The sequence below is a fragment of the Paenibacillus sp. JNUCC 35 genome (assembly GCF_058269095.1).
Map to the genome: position 1 here is coordinate 2,287,158 of NZ_CM177771.1, position 26,158 is coordinate 2,313,315.

Genomic DNA, 26,158 nt, shown 5'->3' on the forward strand with positions numbered 1-26,158 from the left:
CAGTTGAAGGAAGTGAGTGTATTGTCAGATCGTCGTGCCGCATTAGAAATGGCATTGCGCCAAATTGAGAAGCAGTTTGGCAAGGGTTCGATCATGAAACTCGGAGAATCGACACACATGCAGGTGGAGACCATCCCCAGTGGTTCCCTTGCTTTGGATATAGCACTTGGAACCGGAGGTTTTCCTCGCGGTAGAATTATCGAAATCTATGGACCCGAATCTTCCGGTAAAACAACGGTCGCTCTTCACGCAATCGCGGAAGTGCAAAAGTCTGGCGGACAAGCCGCATTTATCGATGCGGAGCATGCTCTTGACCCGCTTTATGCAAGCAAGCTCGGAATCAACATTGACGAATTGCTTCTTTCCCAGCCGGACACAGGCGAACAGGCGCTTGAAATCGCGGAAGCCCTTGTACGCAGTGGAGCGGTGGATATTATCGTTATCGACTCCGTTGCGGCTTTGGTTCCTAAGGCGGAAATCGAAGGCGAGATGGGGGATTCCCACGTCGGTCTTCAGGCCCGTCTGATGTCGCAAGCGTTGCGTAAGCTTTCCGGCGCCATCAACAAATCGAAGGTTATTGCCGTCTTTATTAACCAATTGCGTGAGAAAGTCGGCGTTATGTTCGGTAACCCTGAAACAACTCCGGGCGGCCGCGCGTTGAAATTCTATTCGACCGTGCGTTTGGATGTTCGCCGTGTTGAAACGATTAAGCAGGGCAACGATATGGTCGGTAACCGTACCCGTATCAAGGTCGTGAAGAACAAAGTTGCGCCTCCGTTCAAACAGGCCGACATTGACATTATGTACGGCGAAGGAATTTCCCGTGAAGGCAGTATCATTGATATCGGAACGGAACTGGATATCGTGAATAAGAGCGGCGCCTGGTACTCCTATAACGGCGACCGTCTCGGCCAGGGACGTGAGAACTCGAAGCAATTCCTCAAGGAAAACAAGGAAATTGCCGATGTTATTGAACAAAAAATCCGGGAAGCAAGCAATCTCACGAATGTAGTTCCTCCGGCAGGCGTGGATGTAGACGATCCGGACGAAGAACTGGCACTCTTTACGGAAGACGAAGAATAAGAACAAGGGCCGCCTCTTACGTACAGCGCAGGATGCGGCCTTGTTTTAGCTCCCTGGGGAGCTTTTCTTTGTTTATGGACCCAGAAGGCGTCGAAAGGGGAAAGAGCTTATGAAAGACGAAACAGAAGCTTCCGTCATTACAGGAATAGAACGGCAAAAGCGCAATAAGAAACGATACAATATTTACGTCAACGATGAATATGCCTGCTCCGTGCATGAAGATATCTTGATCAAGAACCGTCTGCTCAAAGGGGAACAGATAGATGCGCAGCGCTTGCGGCAAGCGCTGGAGGAAGACGAGAAGCATGAAGCCTACCTGAAAGCGATCCGTTTCGTGGCGGTCAGGCCCAGATCTGTCCAGGAAGTAAAAATGAAGCTTAAGGATCTGGGCTACGAAGCCGACCTGATTGATTGGACGGTGGGCCGTCTATTGGAACAAAAGTACCTGGATGATGCCGATTTCGCAAAGCTTTGGACGGAACAGCGTATTCAATACCAGCGTAAAGGCCGCAATGCCGTCCGCTACGAGCTCGCCCAGAAAGGGCTTTCCCGGGACGAGATCTCCAAAGCGCTGTCTGCGGTCGATACGGAGGAAGAAATGGAAGGGGCCCTTATTGTGGGCCGCAAGAAATGGAAAACGGTGTCAGGCGAGAGGATGGACCGCAAAAGAAAAACGATGGCTTTTCTGCTTCGGAGGGGGTATCCGTCTTCGCTCGTTAACGATGTGATGCGCCGGCTTTCCGAAGAAGAGCTCGAAAATGAGGAATAGCTTCTCCGTGAAAGCGCACTCAGTCGCGGTTGACGAAGCCAATAGCTTGACAATGTTCTTTGTGAACAGATAAAATACAATTGTATATTTTCATAAAAAATCATCAGATTTTCTATGAGGTAACGGAAGCGATTTCCGCCAAGATTGCTTCTGCTCCATGCTGTTCCGAACAACCCCCGTTGTACGGACAAACAAACCGAACCATTTTCTAGCACGGAATGTGGTCCATACGGCTTGAACAAACGAATATCGGATTAAAAAAACCGAATCATCCCAAGCTAACACCTTGGAGGAACCAACGAGGAGGTGAACATGATGAATCCAATTTTCTGGGTCCTGATCATTCTCGTTGTTGGCGTTATTTGCTTAGGGATTGGTTATTTTATCCGCAAGTCTCTTGCAGAAGCGAAAATTTCCAGTGCTGAAACTGCCGCTGCACAAATTGTAGAAAATGCCCGCAAAGAAGCGGAGGCACTGAAAAAAGAAACGGTATTGGAAGCCAAAGATGAAGTTCATAAGCTCCGGGCCGAAGCTGAAAAAGACATTCGTGAACGTCGAAATGAATCTCAACGACATGAAAGACGATTGTTGCAAAAAGAGGAGTCGCTGGATAAAAAATTAGAATCTCTTGAACGCAAAGAAGAGCAAGTCGCCAACAAAGAGAAGAGAATTGAAGAAACGCAGAATCAGATTGATGAGCTCTACCGCAAACAGGTTTCGGAACTCGAACGTATTTCCGGCATGACCATGGAAGAAGCGAAGACCATCATCCTATCCGGCGTTGAACAGGAAGTTCGTCATGAAACCGCACAACTTATTAAAGAAATAGAGCAGCAGGCCAAAGAAGAAGGCGACAAGAAAGCGCGTGAAATCATCACGCTCGCCATTCAGCGCTGCGCTGCCGACCATGTTGCCGAAACGACGGTATCTGTCGTAAGTCTTCCGAATGAAGAAATGAAAGGCCGGATTATCGGTCGTGAAGGCCGTAATATTCGAGCACTTGAAACCTTGACGGGGATCGATCTTATTATCGACGATACTCCGGAAGCCGTTATTTTGTCCGGCTTCGATCCGATCCGCAGAGAAATCGCGCGGACCTCGCTTGAGAAGCTCGTGGCCGACGGACGTATCCATCCGGCTCGTATCGAAGAGATGGTGGAGAAGTCCCGCAAGGAAGTGGACGAGCGGATTCGCGAATATGGGGAACAAGCTACGTTCGAAGTGGGCGTACACGGTCTGCATCCGGATCTGATCAAAATTCTGGGACGTCTCAAATTCCGTACAAGTTACGGACAGAACGTTCTCAAACACTCGATGGAAGTTGCTTACCTTTCCGGTTTGATGGCTGGAGAACTCGGCGAAGACGTGACATTGGCGAAACGTGCCGGGCTTCTGCATGACATCGGTAAAGCGCTTGACCACGAAGTGGAAGGGTCACACGTTGAAATCGGTGTTGAAATCGCCAAAAAGTACAAGGAACATCCTGTCGTTGTGAACAGTATCGCTTCCCACCACGGAGACGTGGAAGCGACCTCGGTTATCGCCATGCTCGTCGGAGCGGCGGACGCATTGTCTGCGGCCAGACCGGGTGCACGGCGGGAAACGCTGGAAACCTATATCAAGCGTCTTGAGAAGCTTGAAGGCATCTCCGAATCGTTCGAAGGTGTGGAGAAATCGTACGCCATCCAGGCCGGACGCGAGGTTCGTGTCATGGTTCAACCGGAGAAAATCGACGATGCGGAAGCATTCAGACTTGCCCGCGATATTACGAAGAAGATCGAGAACGAGCTTGACTATCCCGGTCATATCAAAGTTACGGTCATTCGTGAAACCCGTGCGGTTGAATACGCCAAATAAAAGAAGTATACTTGTGAAAAGTGGCTGCGTAAGCCACTTTTCCTTTTTTTAGCCGAAAAGAGAAAGAGGCAGGAGTGATGGGTTATTAAGATCGTATTTATCGGAGATATTGTCGGATCAGTCGGCCGGAATGCAGTAAAAACAATGGTGCCTAAACTGAAATTAAAATATGCGAACGCGGTATTTATCGCGAACGGTGAAAATGCGGCCGGAGGCCGAGGAATTACTTCGCAAATTACGAAGGAGCTCTACCAGCTCGGGATTCATGGAATAACGCTCGGAAACCATACCTGGGACCAGAAAGAGATCTTTGATTTCATCGACGATGAAGTTCAGATGGTGCGTCCCGCGAATTTTCCCGAAGGAGCACCGGGGCGGGGACATACCGTTTTGAAGGTGCGCAATCAGGAAATCCTGCTTATCAATCTGCAGGGGCGGACTTTTCTGCCTCCGATCGACTGCCCGTTCCGCAAGGTAGACGAGATTCTTGAGGCGGCAAAAGGAAAGTACAAACATATCTTCGTCGATTTTCATGCGGAGACAACGTCGGAGAAAATTGCCATGGGCTGGCATCTCGACGGTCGCGTTTCGGCGGTAGTAGGCACGCATACGCATGTCCAAACGAACGATAACCGCGTGCTGCCGCAGGGAACGGCTTACGTGACGGACGTAGGCATGGTAGGTCCCCGGGACGGCGTACTCGGAATGGAGCGCACAGCCGTTCTGCGTAAGTTTACGACGCAGCTGCCGGTAAGATTCATCGTAGACGAAGGGCAGTGGCATTTCCATGCGACCGTCATCGATCTCGACGATACGACAGGCAAAGCGGGTAAGATCGAACTCATTCGGATCAATGAGGAAGATCTTCTTTTCGAATAAGAGCATGCAGCAATCGGCCTTTTGCCACAGAATTTAACTTGTACCTCCCGGTGATGCCGGTTCAGGAATGTTTGATCACCTGTCCGAATAGGATGGAAAGAGGAAACCTTTATCCTTAATCCTTTATCCATCAACCCAAGGAGGTACTTTTCCATGGAAGTATTAAAAGTTTCAGCAAAATCCAATCCAAACTCCGTAGCAGGGGCGCTTGCAGGCGTGTTACGGGAGCGCGGGGCGGCAGAGCTTCAAGCCATTGGCGCGGGTGCTCTGAATCAGGCAATTAAAGCGGTAGCGATCGCAAGAGGATTTGTGGCGCCCAGTGGAGTCGATTTAATTTGTGTACCCGCCTTTACAGACATCGTCATTGACGGGGAAGACCGCACGGCGATCAAACTCATCGTAGAACCGAGATGATACACGAGCACTCCTCGGGTTGTACATACATGAACGGACCTGTTTACATACTCTGTAGACAGGTTTTTTTCGTATCGTGCAAGAAAGGCAAGGTCCATTAAAGAGCCTGGAGGTAACCATGATTATCGATGCTCACTGTGATGCTCTGATGAAGATGTACCGGAATCCGCTGCTTGATTTTAACGCGGCCGAGCCTGTTTTGGACGTAAGCTACCCGCTTATGAAGCAGGGGGGAGTCAAAATCCAGTTTATGGCGGTCTACCTCCCGGAAGAAATCAAGAATCCGGATGTGGGACACATTCTGGAGTATGTGGACATTTTGTACAGAAGAGTGCTTTGCAATCCGGATATCGTCCTGATCCAGAGCCGCTTGGATCTTCAACACGTGCTGACAACGGGAAAACGGGGTGTGCTGCTGACTTTGGAAGGAGCGGAAGGGCTGAGGGGCAGCCTGGCTCAACTGCGTATTCTTTACCGGCTGGGGCTCAGAAGCCTAGGACCCGCCTGGAATTTCGCCAATTGGGCGGTGGACGGGGCCATGGAGACCCGAAACGGGGGTTTTACCCTGCGGGGGCAGCAGCTGATAAAAGAAAGTAATCAGCTCGGGCTGCTGCTCGATGCCTCTCATCTGTCGGAAAAAGCTTTTTGGGAAGCGGCCGACGTACCCGGCCTGCATCTGTTCGCTTCCCATTCCAATGCCAAATCGGCATGCGACCATCCGCGAAATTTAACCGATGGACAAATCCGCTGCCTTATTGAACGTAAAGGAATGATCGGCATCACCTTCGTTCCCTGGTTTGTGAAAAAGACGGGTTCGGTTTTTATTACCGATCTTTTCCGGCATATCGATCACATCTGCTCGCTGGGCGGTGAAGACTTTATCGGCTTCGGATCTGATTTCGACGGGATAGACAACTATATCCGGGGACTGGAGAACGCCGGCATGTACGCGAACCTGGTCAATGAACTGTACAAGCACTATACGCCCGCCCAAGCCCAGAAATTCCTCTGGCAGAACGGGTACGCCTTCTTGGAACGCAGTCTGCCGGTGTCCTAGAGAGCGATCTCTTTTTGATATGGGTATGATCTAAAAAAGCTATCTGTCCCTTTTACGGAAAACCCTTGCAATTTACGGGGTCTAGGAATAGAATTTGGATAGCTTGAAAAAATTTTTTTATATCCTACAATCTATCATACAAGCATCGTTCTAAGCAGGGCTCGTTTTGCAAAATGGTTTGCAAGAGGCGGAGCAGCTCACCATCAAAAGGAGTGGACGCAAGGTGATTAGTCAGTTATCGTGGAAGATCGGGGGACAACAAGGGGAGGGTGTAGAAAGTACGGACCGTATTTTCTCGACGGCGCTTAACCGTCTCGGATACTATTTGTACGGCTACCGTCACTTCTCTTCGCGCATCAAGGGAGGACATACGAACAACAAAATCCGTATCAGTACGAAACCGATTCGCTCGATTTCGGATGATTTGGATATTCTGGTTGCTTTCGACCAGGAAACGATTGATTTGAACTCTCATGAGTTGGGAGTCCACGGCGTGATCGTCGCGGACGCGAAGTTTAATCCCACCCTGCCGGAAGGCGTTAACGCGCGTCTGTTCCCGGTGCCGATTACGGCGATTGCGGAAGAGCTTGGAACTTCCCTGTTTAAAAATATGGCGGCTTCCGGCGCTTCCTGGGCGCTGCTGGGGCTGCCTTTAGATGTATTCAACAAAGCGGTCGAAGAGGAATTCGGACGCAAAGGCGCAGCCGTAGTCGAGAAGAATGTCGAAGCGGTGCGCAAAGGCGCGGAATCCGTGCTGGAGCTGGCAGGCGGTCCGATCGCGGAACTGCAGCTGGAGCCTGCGGACGGCGAACAGAAGCTGTTCATGATCGGCAACGACGCCATCGGTCTCGGTGCTGTAGCCGCCGGCTGCCGCTTCATGCCGGCTTATCCGATCACACCGGCTTCGGAAATTATGGAATACTTGACGAAGGTGCTTCCTAAATTCGGCGGAGCCGTTATCCAGACAGAGGACGAGATATCGGCTTGTACGATGGCAATCGGCGCCAGCTACGGCGGCGTACGCGCCATGACGGCCTCGGCGGGTCCCGGCCTGTCCCTGATGATGGAAGCGATCGGTCTGGCCGGCATGACGGAAACGCCGGTCGTGATCGTGGATACACAGCGCGGCGGCCCGAGTACGGGACTTCCGACCAAACAGGAACAAAGTGACGTAAACGCCATGATTTACGGCACGCACGGCGAGATCCCCAAAGTCGTGCTCGCACCGAGCACGATCGAAGAATGCTTCTACGATACGATCGAAGCGTTTAACATCGCGGAAAAATTGCAGCTTCCGGTCATTCTGCTGACAGATCTCCAGCTTTCGCTGGGCAAGCAGTCTTCGGAAGTGCTGGATTATAATAAAATCGTTATTGAACGCGGCAACCTCGTCGCACAGCCGGAGGAAGTCGAGGACAGCAAACAGCTGTTCAAGCGTTACGAGCTTACGGAGAACGGCGTATCGCCGCGCGTGCTGCCGGGTGTGAAATACGGCCTGCACCACGTGACAGGCGTTGAGCATGACCAGGAAGGCCGCCCGTCCGAGAGCCCGGTAAACCGGAAGAAAATGATGGATAAGCGCCTGGAGAAGCTCAAGCACGTGGAAGTAACCAATCCGATTCTCGTCAATGCGCCTCATGAAGAGCCGGATGTTCTGATCATCGGCATGAGCTCGACGGGCGGCACGATTGAGGAGGCAAGAGGAAGACTGGAGAAGGACGGTCTTGCAACGAACCATGTTCACGTTCGTCTGCTGCATCCTTTCCCTGCCGAAGAGCTGAAGCCTCATCTGGAGAAAGCAAGAAATATAATTGTCGTCGAAAATAACGCGACTGCGCAGCTGGCGAATCTGATCAAGCTGAATGCAGGCAGTGCCGATAAAATCAAAAACATGCTGAAATACGACGGAACCCCGTTCCTGCCGTCCGAAATTTATCAAGAATGCAAGGAGCTGACTGTAGCATGGCAACGTTAAAAGATTTCCGCAACAATGTAAAGCCTAACTGGTGCCCGGGCTGCGGAGATTTCTCCGTTCAGGCCTCCATTCAGCGCGCTGCCGCGAACGTGGGACTGGAACCGGAGGAGCTTGCGATCGTATCCGGTATCGGCTGTTCCGGCCGTATCTCCGGCTATGTGAACTGCTACGGCTTCCACGGAATTCACGGCCGTTCCCTGCCGATTGCCCAAGGGCTTAAAATGGCGAACCGCGAGCTGACCGTTCTGGCTTCCGGGGGCGACGGCGACGGATTCGCGATCGGTATGGCTCATACGGTCCATGCGATCCGCCGTAACATCGACATGACCTATATCGTCATGGACAACCAGATTTACGGCCTGACTAAAGGCCAGACGTCTCCGCGAAGCGGTGAAGGCTTCAAAACGAAGAGTACGCCGAGCGGCTCCATCGAAACGCCTCTGGCGCCTCTTGAGATGGCGCTTGCTGCCGGTGCGACTTTCGTGGCGCAGTCTTTCTCCAGCAACTTGAAGCAGCTGACACACATCATCGAAGAAGGCATCAAGCACCAAGGCTTCTCGCTGATTAACGTATTCAGCCCGTGCGTCACGTTCAACAAAGTGAACACGTACGACTGGTTCAAGGAGAATATCGTGGATCTGGAGACGATCCCGGATTACGATCCGAGCAACCGGATCCAGGCTATGACGAAGCTGATGGAAACCGACGGCATGCTGACCGGTATTATTTATCAGAACAAAACAAAGCCGAGCTACGAGAACCTCGTTACAGGCTTCAAAGCAGAAGGTCTTGCCAAGCAGGATATGAAGCTGAGCCAAGCTGATTTTGACAAATTGGTTGCAGAATTCAAATAAGCCGTACAGAAAGGCGCGCAGAGCACTCTGTGCGCTTTTTTTTTCTCCGCATAGAGGTTAAACTGAGGGGGAGAGCCTGCTATAGAGACAGAGAATGGACACAGGAAGGGATGAAGACACAATGAAACAAATACCTATCGGGATTTCCGCCCGTCACATTCATTTGAAGCCGGAGCACATTACCCGCCTGTTCGGCGAGGGCTATGAGCTGACTGTTCTGAAGGACCTGTCCCAGCCGGGACAATTCGCCGCGGGCGAAACCATAGCAGTCGTCGGTCCCAAAGGCCGGTTTGACAAGGTCCGCATCCTTGGGCCGGCTCGGAATATTTCCCAGCTGGAAATATCGCGCACGGATGCTTTTGCACTCGGCGTTAATCCGCCGGTACGCGAATCCGGAAATATTGATGGGACGCCGGGAATCAAGATTGTGGGTCCCAAGGGCGAAGTGGAGCTGGAAGAGGGCGTGATCGTTGCGGCCCGCCACATCCATTTTCATACGGAGGATGCGAAGAAATGGGGCATTGAGGACAAACAGCGCCTGCGTGTCCGCGTGGAGACGGATCGTCCCGTCATTTTCGAGGATGTTATTGCCCGTGTGTCGGACCAGTTCGCCTTGGATATGCATATCGATACGGATGAAGGCAACGCCGCAGGGCTTAAAACCGGCGATGTCGGAATTATTGTAGATTAGGAAGCGGGCAGGGACAAGTTGTCCCGTGCACGCAGGGAGCCGGGTACGAGGAGCTGATTTCCTCTGCCCGGCTCTTTCTTCTTTTGTCCGGGGACCAGGCATGGTATAATCAGATTTATGAGTCTAGCTTGGAATATTCAGGAGGAATGGCGAAATGACGGTGAAAACCGCTAAATCCGATAAGGATTTTTCGATCTATTTTCAACCTCCTTCTTATAAGGATGCGAAAAAACGCGGCAAGGAAAACATTGAAGTGCTGTATGATTTCAACATTCCGGAAGAGATGAAGGAGTTTGGCCAAGGCAAGCGGTACATGATCCGCACGTACGGCTGTCAAATGAACGAACATGATACCGAAACGATGAAAGGCATGCTCGAGGAGCTGGGCTATACCTCAACGGAAGAGAAGCAGGAAGCGGATGTGATCCTTCTGAACACCTGCGCGATCCGGGAGAACGCGGAGGATAAGGTGTTCGGCGAACTGGGGCATCTGAAGCACCTCAAACTGGAGAAGCCGAATCTGGTGCTCGGAGTCTGCGGCTGCATGTCGCAAGAGGAAGGCGTCGTTAAGCGGATCTTACAAAAACACGGGCATGTCGATCTCATATTCGGCACCCACAACATTCACCGGCTTCCGGCTCTTCTGCAGGATGCTTACTTAAGCAAGGAAATGGTCGTGGAAGTGTGGTCCAAAGAAGGCGACATTATCGAGAACCTGCCCAAGAAGCGGGAAGGCATGCGCGCCTGGGTAAACATTATGTACGGCTGCGACAAGTTCTGCACGTACTGTATCGTGCCGTACACCCGCGGCAAGGAGCGGAGCCGCCGTCCGGAGGACGTATTGGCGGAGGTACGAGATCTGGCCCGTCAAGGATTTAAGGAAATTACGCTGCTCGGACAGAACGTCAATGCTTACGGCAAAGATTTCGAGGATATTTCGTATTCCTTCGGTGATCTGATGGCGGATATGCGTAAAATTGATGTGCCGAGAATCCGGTTTACCACTTCGCACCCGCGTGACTTTGACGATCATCTGGTCGAGGTGCTCGCGCACAAAGGCAATTTGATGGAGCATATCCATCTGCCGGTCCAATCGGGAAGCACAGAAGTGCTGAAAAGAATGAGCCGCAAATACAGCCGTGAGCTGTATCTGGATCTTGTGCGCAAAATCAAGACGGCTATACCCGACGTGGTGCTCAGCACGGATATTATTGTCGGTTTCCCGGGAGAAACGGATGAGCAGTTTGAAGAGACGTTGTCTCTCGTGAAGGAAGTCCGGTTCGATTTTGCTTATTCTTTCATTTATTCCCCTCGTGAAGGAACGCCGGCTGCCGCAATGGAAGACAACGTTCCCGAGGACGTGAAGAAAGAACGTCTGTACCGGCTCAATGAGGTGCTCGGAGCTTTCAGCAAGGAAAGTAACGAGAAGCTTCGCGGTGAAGTGGTCGAAGTTCTTGTTGAGGGAGAGAGCAAGAAGAATTCGGAGGTCCTCTCCGGACGGACCCGGACGAATAAGCTTGTTCTTTTTAGAGGATCCAAGAATCTCATCGGATCTTTCGCCCATGTACGCGTGACGGAACCGCAAACCTGGCTGGTAAAAGGGGAGCTTGTCGCGGAGCCTCTGCAAATGTTAAGCTAAGAACGCCATAATGAAGAAGCGGAGTGTGCAGGATGGAGCATTACACGAATACCGAAATGATCGTAAGAGAAGATATTTTGGCGAAAACGAAAGAGCTGGCGGAGCTTCTTACCACCTCTTCCGAGGTGCAGTTTTTTCAACAGGCCGAAAAACAGATCAACCAGAACGAGCACATTCAGTCTCTGATTCAAGCCATGAAGAAAAAGCAGAAAGAAATTGTCGCTTTTGAGAAATTCGACAACGAAATTATGGTCAAAAAGATCGAGAAGGAAATCGAGGATCTGCAGGATGAGCTGGACAATATTCCGATCGTCAGTGAATTTCAGCAATCCCAGGCGGATATTAACTACCTGCTTCAACTCGTTATGGGCGTGATCCGGGATACTATTGCGGACAAAATCACGGTGGAGTCCGGTTCGGCACAACCGCCTTCCAGCTGCAGCGAATAAAATGTCCCTGTTACAGAAAGGCCGTTTCCGGTTGCGGAGCGGCTTTTTTGCCGTGCATTCCTTTGATGGTTTGTTGACAAAAAACAAACGATATTATAAATTGTTTATATAAATACAAACGAAGATTGAAGGTGTTTGATTTGAAAGATGTTTCAGAACTTTTTTGGAATGCATCGACGGAGGAAATCAAACGGGGATATATTTTCTCGGATCAGGAAGAAGCTTATGTGTGTCTGGTTTGCGGGAAATCGTTCACTAAAGGAATCATTTACCGCGAAGACGAGACGTTTTACGAAGCCGAAAAGTTTGCGTCCCGGCATATCGCCGCCGAGCATGGGTCCATGTTTCATTACCTGCTCAACCTGAATAAGAAACTGACGGGGCTGACGGATCTGCAGAAGCAGCTGCTCGGTTTTTTTCACGACGGCTTGTCCGACAAAGAGATTGTGGGAGAACTTGGCGGCGGAAGCACCTCAACCATCCGTAATCACCGATTTACGATGAGGGAGCGGGAGAAGCAGGCTAAAGTGTATTTGGCGCTTATGGGGCTCCTGGATCAGCGGCCGGATGCCGGTAAAACGCCCTCCTTTATTGCCGTTCCGAAAAGCGCTACGGTGCTTGATGAAAGATTCGCGATTACGGAGCAGGAGAACGAACAGTTTTTGAAGCTGTATTTTTCGGAAGGGATAGACGGGCCGCTCAACAAATTTCCGAAAAAAGAGAAGCGTAAGATCGCTATCCTGCGGCAGCTGGCAACCAGATTTGAAGCGGACCGGAAGTACACGGAAAAAGAAGTGAACGAGGTTCTGAAAGAAGCGTGGCACGATTACGTGACCATCCGCAGGTATCTTATCGAATACGGCTTTATGAAGCGCCACGACGACGGAAGCGCGTATTGGGTAACCCGTTAAGACAACAGGAAGCATGGCTTGGGTCAAATTCACTAAAAAAGGTTAATATCCGTATAGCAGCAGCTAGAAACAAAGGAGGATATGACCATGCCCTATGATATGACCCATGAAGGCGTTAACGAAGAAATTCAACGCTGTATCGAAGAATGTATAAATTGTATCAAAACTTGCAATTATTGTTTCGATGCCTGTCTGAAGGAAGACCACGCTTCCCATATGGCTCCGTGCATCAGGCTGACCCGTGAATGCGCGGACATTTGTACCTATGCGGCATCGGCCATGACCCGTCAAAGCCCGTTCATTGTGGAAATTTGCAATCTATGCGCGACGGTTTGCGAAATTTGTGCCAAAGAATGTGCGGAACATGAACATGAGCACTGCCAAGAGTGCGCCAAAGTATGCCGCTCCTGCGCGGAAGCTTGCCGTAGAATGGCTGCTTAAGACATTTTAAAAAGGGAACCCCGCATGGGTTCTTTTTTTAGTTTCCGCAAGAGAGGAAAGAAGCAAAACAGATGTAAAAACTATTAAGGTATTCTAATAATTGGGTGACCGGAATGGGGCGGTTAAGGTTATAATGAGGGAAAGAATGCCCGAAAGTGCAACCTTCCTTCCCGCATTACGTCTATGACTGAAAGCCTGTTTCAATCCGCGCTTATTTGGGTAAATGTTGCTGATGTGCCTGTAATCATAGAGAAGACCTAATTTTTGTTGCCTGAGGAGTTATCGTTTATGAAGGAAACTATTATTGTGGGCCTCCCGGCCTACAACGAACAGGATGCCTTGCCTAAACTGCTTCCGAAGATGGAACAATTGTCGGTACAGTTTGGGGAGGCTTTTCGCGTGGTCGTGGTCAACGACGGAAGCTCGGACGGAACGGCCGGAGTCTTGAAGGAAGCATGCCGAACCTACGCATGGCTTCAAGTTATCGACCATGAGCGCAACCGCGGACTCGGGGAGGCCATGAACACCCTGGTCCGATTTGTAACAAGCGAGTACCAGCCGAGCGATGTGCTTGTGACGCTGGACGCGGACAATACGCATAATCCGAACCTGATTCCGGCGCTCGTCGCGAAACTGAAGGAGAACAAGCTGGATCTGGTTGTGGCGTCCCGTTTTGCCAGAGGGGGCCAAGAGCTGGGCTTGTCGTTTATCCGGAGGCTCTACAGCCGCGGGGCGATGGTGTTTTTCAAGTTGTTTTTTCCGATCGAGGGGGTGCATGATTATTCGAGCGGCTTTCGCGCATACCGGATCGGATACCTCAACCAGGCTATGAACCTTTACAAAGAAAGACTGATCACGACCAGCGGTTTCGATTGTATGGCCGAAATGATGGCCCGGTTCAGTAAAATCGGAATTAAAGCGGGGGAGTATCCGCTCGTGCTGGAATACCATTTAAAAGTCGGCCGCAGCAAAATGAACGTAAAGCGGACGATTGCGGGCTATTTCCGCCTGTTGATGAAAGTTAAACCCCCTGTGCAGGGGACGCAAAAGAAAGTGAAGGGTACCGTATGAGCGCACTTTGGGTCATTTTATTATCGGTCGGTATGGGAGCGGTCGGGCAAGTTCTTCTCAAAGCGGGGGCGAACCGTCTGGGCGAACTCTCGCTGGCTCCGGCTACTTTGATTTCGGATGTATTCCGGATGGTCAAAACTCCCGAAATTCTGATCGGACTTATTTTATTCGGAACGAGCTTTCTGCTGTGGGTCAAGGTGCTCACCAAGGTAGAACTGAGCTATGCGTATCCGATGATGAGCTTGAGCTACGTGATCGTGTTCGTCATGTCGTTTCTTTGGTTCCAGGAGACGTTTACGATGCAAAAGCTGGTCGGTATGGCCGTGATTATAATCGGAATCATTATCATTAATAAATAAGGAGAAGCGCATGGAACACAAGACGCGCATTCCTGCGTGGCTCATAACCGCCCTCTTGTTTATTGCGATTGCTGCGCTGAGAATTCCATACATAACTAATTCACCGTATGAAATCGATTCATGGAGACAGTCGGATACGGAATCGATCGCCCGCCATTTTGTGGAAACGAAATTTAATCTTTTCTATCCGCAGTTCAATTATCAGGGGCCGCTTCCCAATTATGTGGAGCTGGAATTTCAGATTACCCCGTTTCTGATTGCGATTTTGTACAAACTGTTCGGGTACCAGTACTGGCTGGCCAGGCTCGTGCCTCTGGCATTTTTTATGGGCTCGGCGTGGTTTCTCTACCTGATCGCCCGCACGTTCTATACGAAGCGGACAGCCTGGATCGCGGTTTTGCTGTACGGGATCTTACCGGTTGCGGTGACGTATTCCCGGGCCATTATGCCGGAAGCGGCATCGCTGTTTTTTTACCTCGGCGCGTTCTATGCGTTCACGGTGTGGATCCGCAAGGGCGGCACGGCTTTTGTGCTTACCGCGGCGCTGTTTACGGCGCTGGCGATTTCGCTCAAGGTCCCGACGGTCTTCGTCGGCATTCCCATGCTTTTCATGGCGGCGGCGAAGTTTAAGGGGAAAATGGTCCTGAACTGGCGCTTGTGGCTGTTCACGGCCATGGCTCTCGGCCTTCCCGCGCTGTATTACGCTTGGGCCTCGTCCATAGCGGAATTCCAATTCGTATCGGGGATAGCGACGAAGCACATTTTCCCGAAAATGGCGACGGCGCTGTTTACCCCCGAAACCTGGAATTTTTTCCTGCGGGAGCTGCCGAAGGCCTTTTCCTGGCCGCTTCTGGCCCTGGCGGCCGCCGGTCTGCTTGCCGGCTTTCGGCAGAAGGATATCCCCGTCCGCGTGTGGGGGTGGGCGATGCTTCTGGAGCTGGCCACAATCGTGGCGGTGATCAAATTCGATTATTATTTGATCTTCTTTGCTCCGGTGGCGGCTTTGCTCGCCGCGAAAACGATCGGCCGGCTGACGGAGCTCCGGTTCGGCTGGATTCCCGCCGCAGTCGTCGTTGCGGGAATCGGATGGGCCTGCGCCCTTATGATGAATCCCGATTACGGGAAGGAGAAAACCGTCATTCTGGAGCAGGCCCGGGCGGTCGAACGGCTGACAAAGCCGGGCGATCTCATTGTCGTCGGCACCGACGACCCTTCGCTTCTGAACGCCAGCCACCGGGTAGGCTGGAGGGTGCTTAATTCCATCCCGGACGATCCGGTCAAAGAGCTGGAATATTTCCGGGCGGGCGGAGCGGCCTATTTTGTTCCGCTCAAAGGGCAGATTGACGGAGATAAGGCCGGGGAACTGCGCCGCTATCTTAACGCGAAGTTCGAGAAAATTCTCGTAGAAGGCGGTTATGACATTTACCGGCTGAACTGAAAAAGAAAGCAGGACCTGCATGCAGGTCCTGCTTTCTTTTGGTTTGCCGCTTAACGCAGCCGCTTATGTACTGCCGGCAGCCAGCGACTACTTGATCACAAGCACCGGAATTTGCGCATGCTGGACGACATAGTGGCTGACGCTTCCGAGCACCCACTCGCGCACTCCGCTCAGGCCGCGGCTGCCGATTACGATCAGATCCCGCCCGGTACGCTCGGCGTGTTCGAGAATGGCCCTGCCCGGGTTGCCGTTCAGCAGATAAACCTCGGCCGGCTGGGAAAGTGAAACCAAACGCTGCTTGGCATCGTCTTTAATTTGTTCGGCCAATTCGTAATATTCTCCGGACATGCCGGCAGGGGTGGAAATGAGGGCTTCACCGACGATAAGGTTAGGCATATTCGCCACATGAACGACTTCCAGTTTGGCGGACGGATTGCTTTTTGCAAGTCCGACGGCTTTTTCCAACGCTTTTTTCGATACTTCAGAACCATCATACGCGACTAAAATATTCAAGAATTGCATGATCGTCACCTCTTTGGCATAATGAATTAGGGAAGCTGTCGAATTTTTAACTTATTTGTAACTCTTTACTTCGTATTTCTCACTATAATTATACCGTCTACCGAACTATAATGAAATCGTCCGCATCATACTCCTGTCTATACAATTCCATGGAACTGTATACCATACTCAAGAATTGAGGTTTTTAATTATGTCCGACCCTATTAATCCGAATTCAACCCCCGTTTCCGGTACTGATTCGCGTAAATCCAAACTTAAAAAGAAAGCCAAATGGTCCTTGTGGAAAAAAATAGCCGTAACCGGCGGCATTATCGTTCTGCTTCTTGTCATCGGCATCGGCACGTACGCCAGCTTTCTCATCAGTAAAGCCAATAACATCATCGACACGGTAGGAACGAAGGAAGTCGTCGCTCCGAAGGATTCCGCCAAAGTCAAACCGATCAGCATTTTGCTGATGGGTGTGGATTCCCGGAAAGAAACCGGCTCGCTGAACAGCGATGTGATGATGGCCATTTCGATGAATCCCGAGACGAAGTCCGCAACGATCGTCTCCCTGCCGCGCGACCTTGAAATGAAGCTCAAAAAGAACGGCGATTCTCATAAGGCTAACTATTTTTACCCTCATTTCACGTTAACTGAACCGGAAACCGCTATGAAAAAGACGAAGGAGTTTTTCGGCAACTTTTTTGAGATTCCTTTTGACTACATGGTGGCCATCGATTTCGAAGGATTTAAGCAGGTTGTCGATCAGCTCGGCGGCGTAACGGTCGATGTGGACCAGGATATGTATTATGTCGACAACTGGGACGGCACCAGAATCGATCTCAAGAAAGGCGTTCAGAAGCTGGACGGTAAAAAGACGCTCGACTTCGTACGTTACCGCAAATCGAATCCGGGCTCGAAGTTCGAAACCCAGGAATCCAGCGATCCTGCGCGTAACGCGAGACAGCAGCAGGTTTTGAATGAAATTCTTAAAAACCTGAAAAGTCTGGGCGGCGTCACGAAAGCTTCCGGTATTCTGGAGGCCGTCGGGAACAACCTGAAAACGGATATCCCTTCCAGCCAGATTCATGATATGATTTCCCAATATATCACAATCGATACGCAAAATATCGAACTCATCCATATGGACGGAGACTGGATCAGCCCTTATATCGTCGTGAAGGACGAAGAAATCGCACAAGCCAAAACCGCCTTAAAGCTCCGTCTGGATCCGAATTGGGTGCCGAGCAGCAGCCCGAATTCCACAAATTCGTCTAAAGGCACGGATAATAGAGGAAACAATACCGATTCGGACGGGAAAATAACGCCGACGCGCACGCCGAAGCCGACGGGCGTCCCGACTCATACGCCGAAGGCGACGATCAAACCGACACCGACATCGACGCCGAAATCGTCCGTAAGACCGAGCCCGACTCCGGAAGACGATGACGTTGTACCGGGCTTGACTCCGGAACCGACCCGCAAACCGGGCGGAAGCGCCACTCCGGTTCCGACAGGTAAGCCGACGACCACACCGAAAAATTCGGAGGTTCCTAAACCGACGCCGACTCCGCAAAACCAGGATACGGTACAAAAAGCAGGATAACATTTTAAATCCCCGCACTTCTCGTTACGAGAGCTGCGGGGATTTCTTTTTCCGGCGCAGAAGATTGTGAACTTTTTCCCCTGAGCTTGTGTAGGAAAAGAAAGTTGCGGGTAATATCAACAGGAGAGAAACTAAAAAGGATGAGGTGTTCGTGATGAGCAAACATATTCAAGCCTATTTCCGCACGGAAAACGATGCGGAGGATGTTCGTATCCGGCTCCAAACCTATTCCGTCGAGCAGCTTGAAGTCGGGGAGACTCAGGGACGCGTCTCACGGACCGGTCTGATTGCGCCTCCGGCCTTTGCGGGCGGGACGTCCGGAGCCGTCGGCGTGCCGGGTGCGACGATCGGCACCTCTCCGAGTCCGGGCGGCTTCATACCGGTCCGGGCGGCGGAGGATCGTCACGATCCCGACCGAACCATCCGTGGCGAAGACGATGGGCTGCTGGGGGATCTTATCTTTGGCGAAGGCGACGATGACGCCGAAAATCTGCGTTATGTGCTGACGGCCAAGGTGCCGGATTCCGACTATACGGAAATCGTGGAGATCATCCGCAGCAGCAAGGGATACGTTGAATCGATAGATTGAAATCAGATAAACGAAAAGGAGTGGAACAACCATGAGTAAAATCGCATTTTTGCTGGCACCCCAATTCGAGGATTCTGAAATGCAGGAGCCCTATGAAGCCTTGAAAGCCGACGGACACGAAGTTGTCATTATCGGATTGAAGCAGGGAGAACTGCTTGCCGGTAAAAACAAGAAAGCCGAATATACGGCCGATCAGGGCATCAAAGAAGCCAAACCGGACGAGTATGATGCCGTCGTTATTCCAGGTGGTTCTTCTCCGGAAGGACTGCGTCTGGATGCGGACATTCAAACGTTCGTGAAAAAGATCGACGAGGCCGGAAAGCCCGTGGCCGCTATCTGTCACGGACCGCAAATTCTGATCAGCGCCGGTCTGATCAAAGGCCGGAAGCTTACGTCCTATCCGCCGCTTCAGGACGATGTGCGCAACGCCGGAGGGGAATTCGCCGATCAGGAAGTCGTGATTGACGGCAACCTGATTACGTCGCGGACTCCGAAGGACGAGCCAGCGTTTATCGCCGCCATCAAAAAGGCGCTTTAAAGATTTTTCTTTCATAGAACAAGAACGTCTGCGGCGCAAGCTTGCAGGCGTTCTTGTTTTTCCTATATGATGGGGGTATCTCATCTGAAGGAGAAGGTATTTTTATGTTGTTCGTCCGTCAAGAAAGCTTCAAGGAGTACATACGCCGGTACCCGGTGACGAGTCTTCTGGTCCTTATCCATGTGGTGCTGTTTGTGCTGATGGAGGTAAGCGGCTCGTCGACAAGCACGAGAACGCTTATCGACTACGGAGCCTTATTTTCCGCTCCGGGTTTTGTCCCCGAGTGGTGGCGTTTTTTCACCGCCATGTTCTTACATATCGGCTTGTCTCATCTGCTGTTTAACAGCTTCGCCTTGGTTATTTTCGCACCGCCGCTGGAACGTCTGCTGGGCAGTGTCCGGTACGCGGTCTTTTACTTAGCCAGCGGGGCGCTGGGCAGCGCGTTCTCCTATTGGCTGCACACGGACGCTTATGTCGCGGCGGGGGCTTCCGGCGCCATCTACGGAATTTATGCGGCCTATCTTTATCTGGCCTTATTCCGCAAGCAGCTTCTGGACCAGCAATCGAGACAGACGGTCATCATCATTCTGGTGAGCGGTCTGCTGTTTTCCGTGATCGTGCCGAATGTGGATCTATACACGCATCTGGGCGGTTTTCTGGCCGGTTTTATCTTGTTTGCCTTGTTCGTGGAATTTATCAAACGCAGCGGAAGAAGATAGAACGGGCCTGATTCGAAGGCAGTGCCGGGTAACCGCAAAAAAGAAGCGGGACTTCTGACGCCCCGCATCGGCTGAACCGAAAGAAGACTCCTGCAAGGTTCCATAGAACCGGACAGGAGTCTTTTCTATTGCTTTTAAAGGATAAAAATTAAGATTTCAGCACATCGTGGTCCACATAACGCTCACCGTTCAGCTCGCTGACGATATTAATGGCCGCCTTGGCGCCGTCGCCCGCCGTTACAATCGTATGTACGCTCATGCCGGCAATCGTGCCCGCCGCCCAGATGCCTTCCACGCTCGTTTTGTTGTTCGCATCCGTCTGAATGATCGTTTTGATCCGCGGCTCTGTGCCTGGAATCGTCGTGACTCCGATTTTATCGGCAAGATCGGCCAGGACTCCGGTTGCGAGCAGGACGTGTCTGGCTTCGTAGCTGCCCTGATCCGAAGTGATGAGAAAGCCGTCGTCCTGCTTGTCGACAGATTCCACTTTGCCTTCGGCAATTTCCGCGCCGAACTTGGCCGCTTGTTTCTTGCCCAGCTCCACCATGTCGGGACCGCTGATTTCGGCGACTCCGTAATGGTTCTCGATCCAGGCGCGTTTCGTCATGCTCTGCCCGCTGTCGATAAGGAGCGTCTTTTTACCCGCTCTGGCGGTAATCAGTCCGGCACTTGCACCCGCAGGGCCCGCTCCGATAATAACAAGATCGTACATGCTCTTCTCTCCTTCGTATGGCAAAATAAAGACTCTAATCCAGTATAGCGGATCGGCAGAAGGAAGAAAAGCGGGCGCTTACATCGTAGATCGGGCCGCGTTTCCAAGACGCACGCCAACCTAACGAGGAATTATACAGCCCTAGGGCAGAACCCGAGGCAGCCCCGAAATGTGGGTTTTTGTCTCCCTGCATGTTATGATAGGAAGAGGATTCATCCACAGTAAGCAGCTAAAAACCTTGAAAAGAAAAGGTGATTAAATGAACAACCGGCTCAAACAAATCAGCGATCATATGGAACAAAACAACCTCGATGCCGTTATCATTACGGTTCCGCGGCACGTGTATTATTTGACGGGATTCGCCTCCGACCCGCACGAGCGCTTCTTGGGGCTCATCCTTCCGAGAGGAGAAGAGCCGTTTCTGCTCGTACCGGCTCTAGATGCGGAAGCGGCCGCGCAGGCGTCCTCGGTACAGCGGATTCATACGCACAGCGACACGGACTCGGCTTATGAAGTGCTTCGCGGACTGCTGCCGGCTTCGCTTGTCAGCATCGGCATCGAAACCGAGCACTGGACCGTCAGCCGCTTTGAAGAACTGAAGAGCTGCATTGGCGTCAGCTGGGTTTCTTCGGTAGACGAGCTGCTGCGGGATATGCGGGTCATCAAATCCGAAGGCGAAATCGGCCTGATGAAGGAGGCCGTGACGCTTGTGGAGGAAGTGCTGAGGCGCGGCCTGCAGAAGGTGGCTGTCGGCGTGACGGAAATCGAGCTGGTCGCGGAACTGGAGTTCCAGATGAAAAAACTCGGGGCACAGTCTCCCTCTTTTTCAACGATGGTCCTGACCGGTCCGGCTTCGGCGCTGCCGCACGGCGTTCCCGGAACGCGTAAAATCAGCCGCGGGGATCTGCTTTTATTCGATCTCGGCGTTTATTTGAACGGCTATGCGTCCGATATTACGCGCACCTTCGCGGTGGGAGAAGTGTCGGAGGAACAACGCCGCATTTACAATGCGGTCCTGGCCGGCAACGAAGCGGCCATTCAAGCCGTCCGCCCGGATGTTACCTGCGCGTCCGTAGACGCAGCCGCAAGAAACCGGATCGAAGCGGACGGCTACGGAACTTATTTTAACCACCGGCTCGGCCACGGACTCGGACTCGACGTTCACGAGTATCCGTCTGTCCACGGAAGAAACGAGGCGATTCTGAAAGCCGGTATGACGTTCACCATCGAGCCCGGTGTTTATGTGCCGGGCGTGGGCGGAGTCCGTATCGAAGACGACGTTCTGGTTACAGCCGGAGGAGTCGAGGTGCTGACTTCCTTCCCTAAACAGTTGACGGTTCTCGGAGGCTGATCTGCTCCGGTGAAAGCCTGCCCCAGGTATTCCTGACGGAATAACGGGGCAGGCTTTTTTTGCATTCGATTAATTCTAGGCCCATAAGGTTAAACATACATAATGAACAAAAGGAGAGGGTGTGACAGCCATGCATGGATGGCGTAAAACCATGAATATTGCCGGCCTCCTCTTGGTTCTGATCGTGAATACGCTGGCTCAAGTGCTGCCTATTAACGGAGTGACCACCGGGGAAATATCGGACCGGCATCATACATATGTTACTCCGGCCGGGTATGTTTTCACGATATGGAGCGTCATTTATTTGGGGCTGATCGGGTTCGTCATTTACCAGACCCGAAAGGATACGGGGAATCGCCCGGCGGTGGAACGGATCAGCTACTGGTTCGTCGTCAGTTGTCTGCTGAATTCGGCCTGGATCTTCCTGTGGCATTATGAAAAAGTCGGCTGGAGCACGCTGGTCATGGCCGCCCTTCTGTTGACGCTTATCGCCATCTACCAGAGAATCCGCTACGGCCGGGAATCGCGGGCGATCGGGGAGTACAGCTTCGTGCAAGTTCCCTTCAGCCTGTATCTGGGCTGGATCTGCGTGGCTTCCATCGTAAACGTCACGGTATGGCTGCAGGACTTGGGCTGGAACGGATGGGGGATCGATCCCCGGATGTGGGCCGTCATTGTGCTGACGGCGGCAGGCGTGCTGGCTGTCGCTTTCAGCTACGGGAAGAAAGACGTTCCTTTCGCGCTGGTTTTTGTCTGGGCCTTCATCGGCATTGGCGTCGAACAGCAGGCAGACACATGGGTACGCAATGCGGCTTGGTCACTGGCCGCCATCGTCGGAGCGGCAACCTTATGGCTCCTGGCCAAAGTGATCCGGGACCGCAAAAGATGGGATCAGTCCTATATCAGCCGGTAATGAAAACCTATTCGGGAAGCTTTTCTTGAAAAAGAGAGCTTCTTTTTTTTTGCAATCTGTCGAAATAAGATGAAAAAGGAGATAATATCCAAAATAATGTAATATTTAAGATGAATATTCCAAAATGCCCAAAATGGTGCTACAATACGTGTAATCGGATTGGCAAACAGGGGAGAAAATAACAGGAGGTGATTAGCGGCTCAGCTTAACCTGCTCGGATGTTCTCCGTTTTTGTGTGTCTGGAGCTAGTTTACACCTGAAGGAGGAAGATGACGGTGAAAAGATCTCTTCGCTCAAGCGGGCTGCTCCGCAGAACGCTGTTTGCTGTCCTGCTTTTGTCCGTTGCGGCTGCGGGCTGCCTTCCGCTGTACGGGACTGCCGGCGCCGTTTCCGGCTTGGCTGCGGCCGAAGCCTATTCGCAGCATTCCGGACCTTACGGAGGCATCGCGGTTCCGCCCGACAGCCCGAAATCCGGGCCTGCCGATCAGGACCCTTTTCGTTCGGCGAACGGGCCCGGGACCCCTCTGCTTCCGCAGACATCTCTTGACGTGACGGTAAATGAATCCGTTTACGGTCCGCATATCAAGCTTCCCGACGGAACTTTGCACCCGGTAGCCGGAATGGATCAGGAGCGCAAAGAAGACGCTCTGACAGTGTACACAAGCACGTACGGAACGTATACATCTCCTTTCGATGACCGGACGATCGAGCTTATTGTGACGGAAGGCATTATCGTTGACAAAATCTCAGACGGCAAAAAAGGAACCTATCTGCCCCCAAACGGATACGTTCTCTCGGGTACCGCAAGTACAAAGGCGCTTCTGCAGCAGCTGAATGTGGGAGACAGCCTTACCGCCGTGAACATAAAAATTCCCGTCTTGCCGACGAAGTATGTGAAGGTCGGCGATTTAATTATCCCCGTGGACCGGGTTAACGGGCCGCGGAATCAGGGCGAAGCGGTGCTTTTCGACCCGGGGTACGGAGCCTCCACCCGCACGAATCCTTGGGGAATCGAAGTGACTTTCCAGAACGGCCGGGTCACGGGAGTTAAAGGAATTCTTATGGATTCCGGCGGAAAATTTATCGACAACGACTCGCCGATCCCCAAGGGAGGTTACGTCCTTTCCGTGCAGGCGGCAAGTCCTTATTACGCCGATCTGCTGGCTCTGGCGGCTCCGGGACTGGCCGTATCGATGGAGCTGAATGCCTATCCCATGTATTTTGCGTCCAAAATGGCTTATGACGCGTTTAATCCCCGGACGAGGGAAGACAATCCGGCAGGGTGGGACGATACGAACAACAAGCCGTATCCCGGGCATCGCGGAGCGGAGCAGCTGATCGTGTACGACAGCAGCTATGGCGCCGCCACCGGCACGAATCCGTGGGGAGGGGAGGCTGCCGTGAACGCGGACGGCAAAATCATAAGCAGCGGAGGCAACAACCGGCCGATTCCTGCAGGGGGATACGTTCTTTCCGGACACGGCTCCAAGATGGCCTGGCTCTCGCGTTATGCGGCGATTGGGGCGACCGTGAAGATCAACCGGACGGAAAAGCAGGTACTGCTTATTTTCACCCCGCAGTCTTATCTGGATAAGGCGCGGTTAACCGCCGGCACTGCGGAGCAGGCAATGGAAGAATCCAAACGCCGGTTTATGGATGTTCCTTATGAGGAAATCTCCAAAGAAATTCAGCAGGTGAAGCAGCTGGAGATACAGACGGGCAAGCATCTGGAGGAAAAAGGCGTCGAAGGGCTGACGAAAGTGCTGGCGGAGCTGGATGGAAAGGCGACGCGCGTTCATTACATGAATGTGGAGTCCAGGAACGTTGAAAACCGGGGAATCTGGATCCGGCCCAAAGAGAAGTCTCTTGAGGAAGTTAAACGGGCACTGGATAAGATTAAGGCGGCTCACCTTAACTCCGTATATTTGGAAACGTTCTGGAACGGGTACACCATCTATCCGACCAAAAACAACATAACGGCTCATAATCCCATGTACGGCGGTTTTGATGTGCTTCAAGCTTATTTGGAAGAAGGGAAAAAACGGGGCATCGAAATCCATGCCTGGGTCGAAAATTTCTTCGTGGGAGGGCCGGAACCCGGGCCGATCGTGGAACGCAAGCCCGAATGGTCGCTGCTCAGCCGGAAAGGCCAAAATTATCAGGAAGATGCGTCCAGCGGATTCCGTTATTATTTTATCAACCCGGCTTTGGATGAAACGCACGACTTCCTGATCGACGTCTATAAGGAGCTGCTCTCCAAATATGACGTAGCCGGTCTGCACCTTGATTATGCGCGCTATCCCGGTTCGGGAGATTTTACGAACGATTTCGGATATGACGGCTACACCCGGAGCTTGTTTCAAAAGAAATACGGAACTGATCCGCTCCTTCTGCACCCGGGAGATGCGCTGTGGGCGCAGTGGGTGGATATGCGAGTCGGGTTCGTCGACAAATTTGTGTTCCGCCTGGCCAAGGAAGTGAAGAAGTGGAAACCCCAAGTAAAGCTAACCGCCGCGGTATGGCCCGAATATGAAATTGCACGCGGAGACGTGCTGCAGGATTCGATGAACTGGGTGAAGCATAACCTGATCGACAACGTGTTCCCGATGTCCTATAAACTGGACACATCGCTCGTTGTGGCGGATGCGCGCAAAACGTTCGAGATCGCAAAGGATAAATCGTATGTGACGATCGGCGTCGGCTCTTTTATCGATCTGACCAAGGACGCGTTCATCGATCAGATCACTTCGAGCCATCAGCTCGGAATCAGCGGTAGCGCCGTGTTCGAGTATGAATCGTTTTTCGATCAGGGCTATGACAAGAATACCGTCCTGGGCGTGTACCGGAATGAAGCGGTCGTTCCCGACAGCGATCCTGCCCGGTCGATTGCAGCTGTACTTGCAGGACAGAAACGGAAAGTAAAGGAGCTGTATGTCCCTTTTAAAGGGATGGATGCCCGCAAAGCCGGCCGGTATACCGATGAGATCGAAGAAATCATTAAAAAACTGGGCGGCGAGAAAAATCCCCGGCTGAATCCCGGCCGTCTGAAGCAGGTAAGGAAATCGCTGGCATCCCTGGTTAATGATATTTTGTCCGATAGCCGTTTGAATGCCGAAGTCAAAGAACGGATGCTGTACGATTTGAAGGGAGCCCTGCGGATTGCCGAAATTACGGCGGCCAAATCGGGGAAGGGCGGGAAAGATGCCGATGAAGCGGATGAATTCAATGAAACCGGGGTGACCCATGCGGAAGATGAGGCCGGTGAGGCACATGAGTAGGCAAGGGCAGCAAGGCGGGACCGGAAGAGCCGGAAGAACCGGAAGGTTAAACAGACCGTAT

25 protein-coding genes are annotated in these 26,158 nt (G+C 52.1%); 23 read left to right on the forward strand and 2 right to left on the reverse strand.

The features are described 5' to 3' along the window. Nucleotides 1–21 precede the first annotated feature (21 nt). The 16 genes from recA to AC2TF6_RS10640 all read left to right on the forward strand — a co-directional run bounded on the left by recA (nucleotide 22) and on the right by AC2TF6_RS10640 (nucleotide 15,887). Entirely contained in the window at nucleotides 22–1,083 is a 1,062-nt protein-coding gene (recA, locus tag AC2TF6_RS10565; protein ID WP_377593209.1) for a recombinase RecA, read from the forward strand. 109 nt (nucleotides 1,084–1,192) lie between these two features. After that, nucleotides 1,193–1,852 (forward strand): RecX family transcriptional regulator, encoded by a 660-nt coding sequence (locus AC2TF6_RS10570; RefSeq protein ID WP_491310946.1) that lies wholly within the window; start codon nucleotides 1,193–1,195, stop codon nucleotides 1,850–1,852. Nucleotides 1,853–2,164: 312 nt separating this feature from the next. After that, nucleotides 2,165–3,709 carry a ribonuclease Y gene (gene rny / locus AC2TF6_RS10575; protein WP_454233207.1) on the forward strand — a complete coding sequence of 515 codons (1,545 nt, stop codon included), beginning with the start codon at nucleotides 2,165–2,167 and terminating at the stop codon, nucleotides 3,707–3,709. 84 nt (nucleotides 3,710–3,793) lie between these two features. Beyond that, the gene (locus AC2TF6_RS10580; RefSeq protein ID WP_036739441.1) at nucleotides 3,794–4,588 is read left to right on the forward strand and encodes a TIGR00282 family metallophosphoesterase; all 795 of its coding nucleotides are present in this window, start codon (nucleotides 3,794–3,796) and stop codon (nucleotides 4,586–4,588) included. Between the two features lie 153 nt (nucleotides 4,589–4,741). Further along, a complete protein-coding gene (locus AC2TF6_RS10585; protein WP_005550495.1) occupies nucleotides 4,742–5,002 on the forward strand; it encodes a stage V sporulation protein S in 261 nt (86 codons plus the stop codon). Between the two features lie 118 nt (nucleotides 5,003–5,120). After that, nucleotides 5,121–6,059, forward strand: coding sequence for a dipeptidase (locus tag AC2TF6_RS10590; protein ID WP_491310947.1), 939 nt, complete (start codon nucleotides 5,121–5,123; stop codon nucleotides 6,057–6,059). Between the two features lie 223 nt (nucleotides 6,060–6,282). Further along, complete coding sequence (locus AC2TF6_RS10595; protein ID WP_491310948.1) at nucleotides 6,283–8,034, forward strand: 2-oxoacid:acceptor oxidoreductase subunit alpha; 1,752 nt, start codon at nucleotides 6,283–6,285, stop codon at nucleotides 8,032–8,034. Beyond that, nucleotides 8,022–8,888, forward strand: coding sequence for a 2-oxoacid:ferredoxin oxidoreductase subunit beta (locus tag AC2TF6_RS10600; RefSeq protein WP_491310949.1), 867 nt, complete (start codon nucleotides 8,022–8,024; stop codon nucleotides 8,886–8,888). The genes AC2TF6_RS10595 and AC2TF6_RS10600 overlap by 13 nt, the downstream gene beginning before the upstream one ends. A gap of 121 nt (nucleotides 8,889–9,009) precedes the next feature. Next, nucleotides 9,010–9,579, forward strand: coding sequence for a phosphate propanoyltransferase (gene pduL, locus AC2TF6_RS10605; RefSeq protein WP_491310950.1), 570 nt, complete (start codon nucleotides 9,010–9,012; stop codon nucleotides 9,577–9,579). Between the two features lie 154 nt (nucleotides 9,580–9,733). Next, nucleotides 9,734–11,218, forward strand: a complete 1,485-nt coding sequence (miaB, locus tag AC2TF6_RS10610; protein ID WP_009674948.1) for a tRNA (N6-isopentenyl adenosine(37)-C2)-methylthiotransferase MiaB — start codon at nucleotides 9,734–9,736, stop codon at nucleotides 11,216–11,218. Nucleotides 11,219–11,250: 32 nt separating this feature from the next. Then, the gene (locus AC2TF6_RS10615; protein WP_009674934.1) at nucleotides 11,251–11,667 is read left to right on the forward strand and encodes a YlbF/YmcA family competence regulator; all 417 of its coding nucleotides are present in this window, start codon (nucleotides 11,251–11,253) and stop codon (nucleotides 11,665–11,667) included. A 140-nt stretch (nucleotides 11,668–11,807) separates the two neighbouring features. Further along, nucleotides 11,808–12,578: a DUF2087 domain-containing protein gene (locus AC2TF6_RS10620; RefSeq protein WP_491310951.1), complete on the forward strand. Its 771-nt coding sequence runs from the start codon at nucleotides 11,808–11,810 to the stop codon at nucleotides 12,576–12,578. Nucleotides 12,579–12,665: 87 nt separating this feature from the next. After that, entirely contained in the window at nucleotides 12,666–13,019 is a 354-nt protein-coding gene (locus AC2TF6_RS10625) for a four-helix bundle copper-binding protein (protein WP_491310952.1), read from the forward strand. A 288-nt stretch (nucleotides 13,020–13,307) separates the two neighbouring features. Then, nucleotides 13,308–14,090, forward strand: a complete 783-nt coding sequence (locus AC2TF6_RS10630; RefSeq protein ID WP_491310953.1) for a glycosyltransferase family 2 protein — start codon at nucleotides 13,308–13,310, stop codon at nucleotides 14,088–14,090. After that, the gene (locus tag AC2TF6_RS10635; protein ID WP_491310954.1) at nucleotides 14,087–14,449 is read left to right on the forward strand and encodes an SMR family transporter; all 363 of its coding nucleotides are present in this window, start codon (nucleotides 14,087–14,089) and stop codon (nucleotides 14,447–14,449) included. The genes AC2TF6_RS10630 and AC2TF6_RS10635 overlap by 4 nt, the downstream gene beginning before the upstream one ends. A 10-nt stretch (nucleotides 14,450–14,459) precedes the next feature. Further along, entirely contained in the window at nucleotides 14,460–15,887 is a 1,428-nt protein-coding gene (locus tag AC2TF6_RS10640; RefSeq protein WP_491310955.1) for an ArnT family glycosyltransferase, read from the forward strand. Nucleotides 15,888–15,974: 87 nt separating this feature from the next. Here AC2TF6_RS10640 and AC2TF6_RS10645 read toward each other — a convergent pair whose 3' ends face one another. Next, complete coding sequence (locus tag AC2TF6_RS10645) at nucleotides 15,975–16,409, reverse strand: universal stress protein (protein ID WP_491310956.1); 435 nt, start codon at nucleotides 16,407–16,409, stop codon at nucleotides 15,975–15,977. 190 nt (nucleotides 16,410–16,599) lie between these two features. Here AC2TF6_RS10645 and AC2TF6_RS10650 point away from each other — a divergent pair, with 190 nt between their 5' ends. The 4 genes from AC2TF6_RS10650 to AC2TF6_RS10665 all read left to right on the forward strand — a co-directional run bounded on the left by AC2TF6_RS10650 (nucleotide 16,600) and on the right by AC2TF6_RS10665 (nucleotide 19,843). Next, a complete protein-coding gene (locus tag AC2TF6_RS10650; RefSeq protein ID WP_491310957.1) occupies nucleotides 16,600–17,997 on the forward strand; it encodes an LCP family protein in 1,398 nt (465 codons plus the stop codon). Between the two features lie 154 nt (nucleotides 17,998–18,151). Further along, a complete protein-coding gene (locus tag AC2TF6_RS10655) occupies nucleotides 18,152–18,586 on the forward strand; it encodes a hypothetical protein (protein ID WP_491310958.1) in 435 nt (144 codons plus the stop codon). A gap of 31 nt (nucleotides 18,587–18,617) precedes the next feature. Beyond that, the gene (locus AC2TF6_RS10660) at nucleotides 18,618–19,124 is read left to right on the forward strand and encodes a type 1 glutamine amidotransferase domain-containing protein (RefSeq protein ID WP_218228544.1); all 507 of its coding nucleotides are present in this window, start codon (nucleotides 18,618–18,620) and stop codon (nucleotides 19,122–19,124) included. A 104-nt stretch (nucleotides 19,125–19,228) separates the two neighbouring features. Continuing rightward, nucleotides 19,229–19,843 (forward strand): rhomboid family intramembrane serine protease, encoded by a 615-nt coding sequence (locus tag AC2TF6_RS10665; protein ID WP_491310959.1) that lies wholly within the window; start codon nucleotides 19,229–19,231, stop codon nucleotides 19,841–19,843. 148 nt (nucleotides 19,844–19,991) lie between these two features. Here AC2TF6_RS10665 and AC2TF6_RS10670 read toward each other — a convergent pair whose 3' ends face one another. Beyond that, nucleotides 19,992–20,555 (reverse strand): NAD(P)/FAD-dependent oxidoreductase, encoded by a 564-nt coding sequence (locus AC2TF6_RS10670; protein WP_491310960.1) that lies wholly within the window; start codon nucleotides 20,553–20,555, stop codon nucleotides 19,992–19,994. 259 nt (nucleotides 20,556–20,814) lie between these two features. Here AC2TF6_RS10670 and AC2TF6_RS10675 point away from each other — a divergent pair, with 259 nt between their 5' ends. The 3 genes from AC2TF6_RS10675 to AC2TF6_RS10685 all read left to right on the forward strand — a co-directional run bounded on the left by AC2TF6_RS10675 (nucleotide 20,815) and on the right by AC2TF6_RS10685 (nucleotide 26,097). Beyond that, a complete protein-coding gene (locus AC2TF6_RS10675; protein ID WP_491310961.1) occupies nucleotides 20,815–21,906 on the forward strand; it encodes a M24 family metallopeptidase in 1,092 nt (363 codons plus the stop codon). Between the two features lie 130 nt (nucleotides 21,907–22,036). Further along, complete coding sequence (locus AC2TF6_RS10680; RefSeq protein WP_491311623.1) at nucleotides 22,037–22,819, forward strand: TspO/MBR family protein; 783 nt, start codon at nucleotides 22,037–22,039, stop codon at nucleotides 22,817–22,819. Nucleotides 22,820–23,088: 269 nt separating this feature from the next. Continuing rightward, a complete protein-coding gene (locus tag AC2TF6_RS10685) occupies nucleotides 23,089–26,097 on the forward strand; it encodes a glycoside hydrolase family 10-like protein (RefSeq protein ID WP_491310962.1) in 3,009 nt (1,002 codons plus the stop codon). The last annotated feature ends 61 nt before the right edge of the window (nucleotides 26,098–26,158 follow it).

Bases quoted from the DNA above. Each gene is read 5' to 3' on its own strand.
- AC2TF6_RS10650 (WP_491310957.1), top strand. From the start codon at position 16,600: ATGTCCGACCCTATTAATCCGAATTCAACCCCCGTTTCCGGTACTGAT.
- AC2TF6_RS10640 (WP_491310955.1), top strand. From the start codon at position 14,460: ATGGAACACAAGACGCGCATTCCTGCGTGGCTCATAACCGCCCTCTTG.
- AC2TF6_RS10665 (WP_491310959.1), top strand. From the start codon at position 19,229: ATGTTGTTCGTCCGTCAAGAAAGCTTCAAGGAGTACATACGCCGGTAC.
- miaB (WP_009674948.1), top strand. From the start codon at position 9,734: ATGACGGTGAAAACCGCTAAATCCGATAAGGATTTTTCGATCTATTTT.
- AC2TF6_RS10625 (WP_491310952.1), top strand. From the start codon at position 12,666: ATGCCCTATGATATGACCCATGAAGGCGTTAACGAAGAAATTCAACGC.
- AC2TF6_RS10675 (WP_491310961.1), top strand. From the start codon at position 20,815: ATGAACAACCGGCTCAAACAAATCAGCGATCATATGGAACAAAACAAC.
- AC2TF6_RS10670 (WP_491310960.1), bottom strand. From the start codon at position 20,555: ATGTACGATCTTGTTATTATCGGAGCGGGCCCTGCGGGTGCAAGTGCC.
- AC2TF6_RS10685 (WP_491310962.1), top strand. From the start codon at position 23,089: ATGACGGTGAAAAGATCTCTTCGCTCAAGCGGGCTGCTCCGCAGAACG.
- pduL (WP_491310950.1), top strand. From the start codon at position 9,010: ATGAAACAAATACCTATCGGGATTTCCGCCCGTCACATTCATTTGAAG.
- AC2TF6_RS10645 (WP_491310956.1), bottom strand. From the start codon at position 16,409: ATGCAATTCTTGAATATTTTAGTCGCGTATGATGGTTCTGAAGTATCG.
- AC2TF6_RS10585 (WP_005550495.1), top strand. From the start codon at position 4,742: ATGGAAGTATTAAAAGTTTCAGCAAAATCCAATCCAAACTCCGTAGCA.
- AC2TF6_RS10600 (WP_491310949.1), top strand. From the start codon at position 8,022: ATGGCAACGTTAAAAGATTTCCGCAACAATGTAAAGCCTAACTGGTGC.
- AC2TF6_RS10590 (WP_491310947.1), top strand. From the start codon at position 5,121: ATGATTATCGATGCTCACTGTGATGCTCTGATGAAGATGTACCGGAAT.
- AC2TF6_RS10635 (WP_491310954.1), top strand. From the start codon at position 14,087: ATGAGCGCACTTTGGGTCATTTTATTATCGGTCGGTATGGGAGCGGTC.
- rny (WP_454233207.1), top strand. From the start codon at position 2,165: ATGATGAATCCAATTTTCTGGGTCCTGATCATTCTCGTTGTTGGCGTT.
- AC2TF6_RS10570 (WP_491310946.1), top strand. From the start codon at position 1,193: ATGAAAGACGAAACAGAAGCTTCCGTCATTACAGGAATAGAACGGCAA.
- AC2TF6_RS10655 (WP_491310958.1), top strand. From the start codon at position 18,152: ATGAGCAAACATATTCAAGCCTATTTCCGCACGGAAAACGATGCGGAG.
- AC2TF6_RS10660 (WP_218228544.1), top strand. From the start codon at position 18,618: ATGAGTAAAATCGCATTTTTGCTGGCACCCCAATTCGAGGATTCTGAA.
- AC2TF6_RS10615 (WP_009674934.1), top strand. From the start codon at position 11,251: ATGGAGCATTACACGAATACCGAAATGATCGTAAGAGAAGATATTTTG.
- AC2TF6_RS10680 (WP_491311623.1), top strand. From the start codon at position 22,037: ATGCATGGATGGCGTAAAACCATGAATATTGCCGGCCTCCTCTTGGTT.
- AC2TF6_RS10630 (WP_491310953.1), top strand. From the start codon at position 13,308: ATGAAGGAAACTATTATTGTGGGCCTCCCGGCCTACAACGAACAGGAT.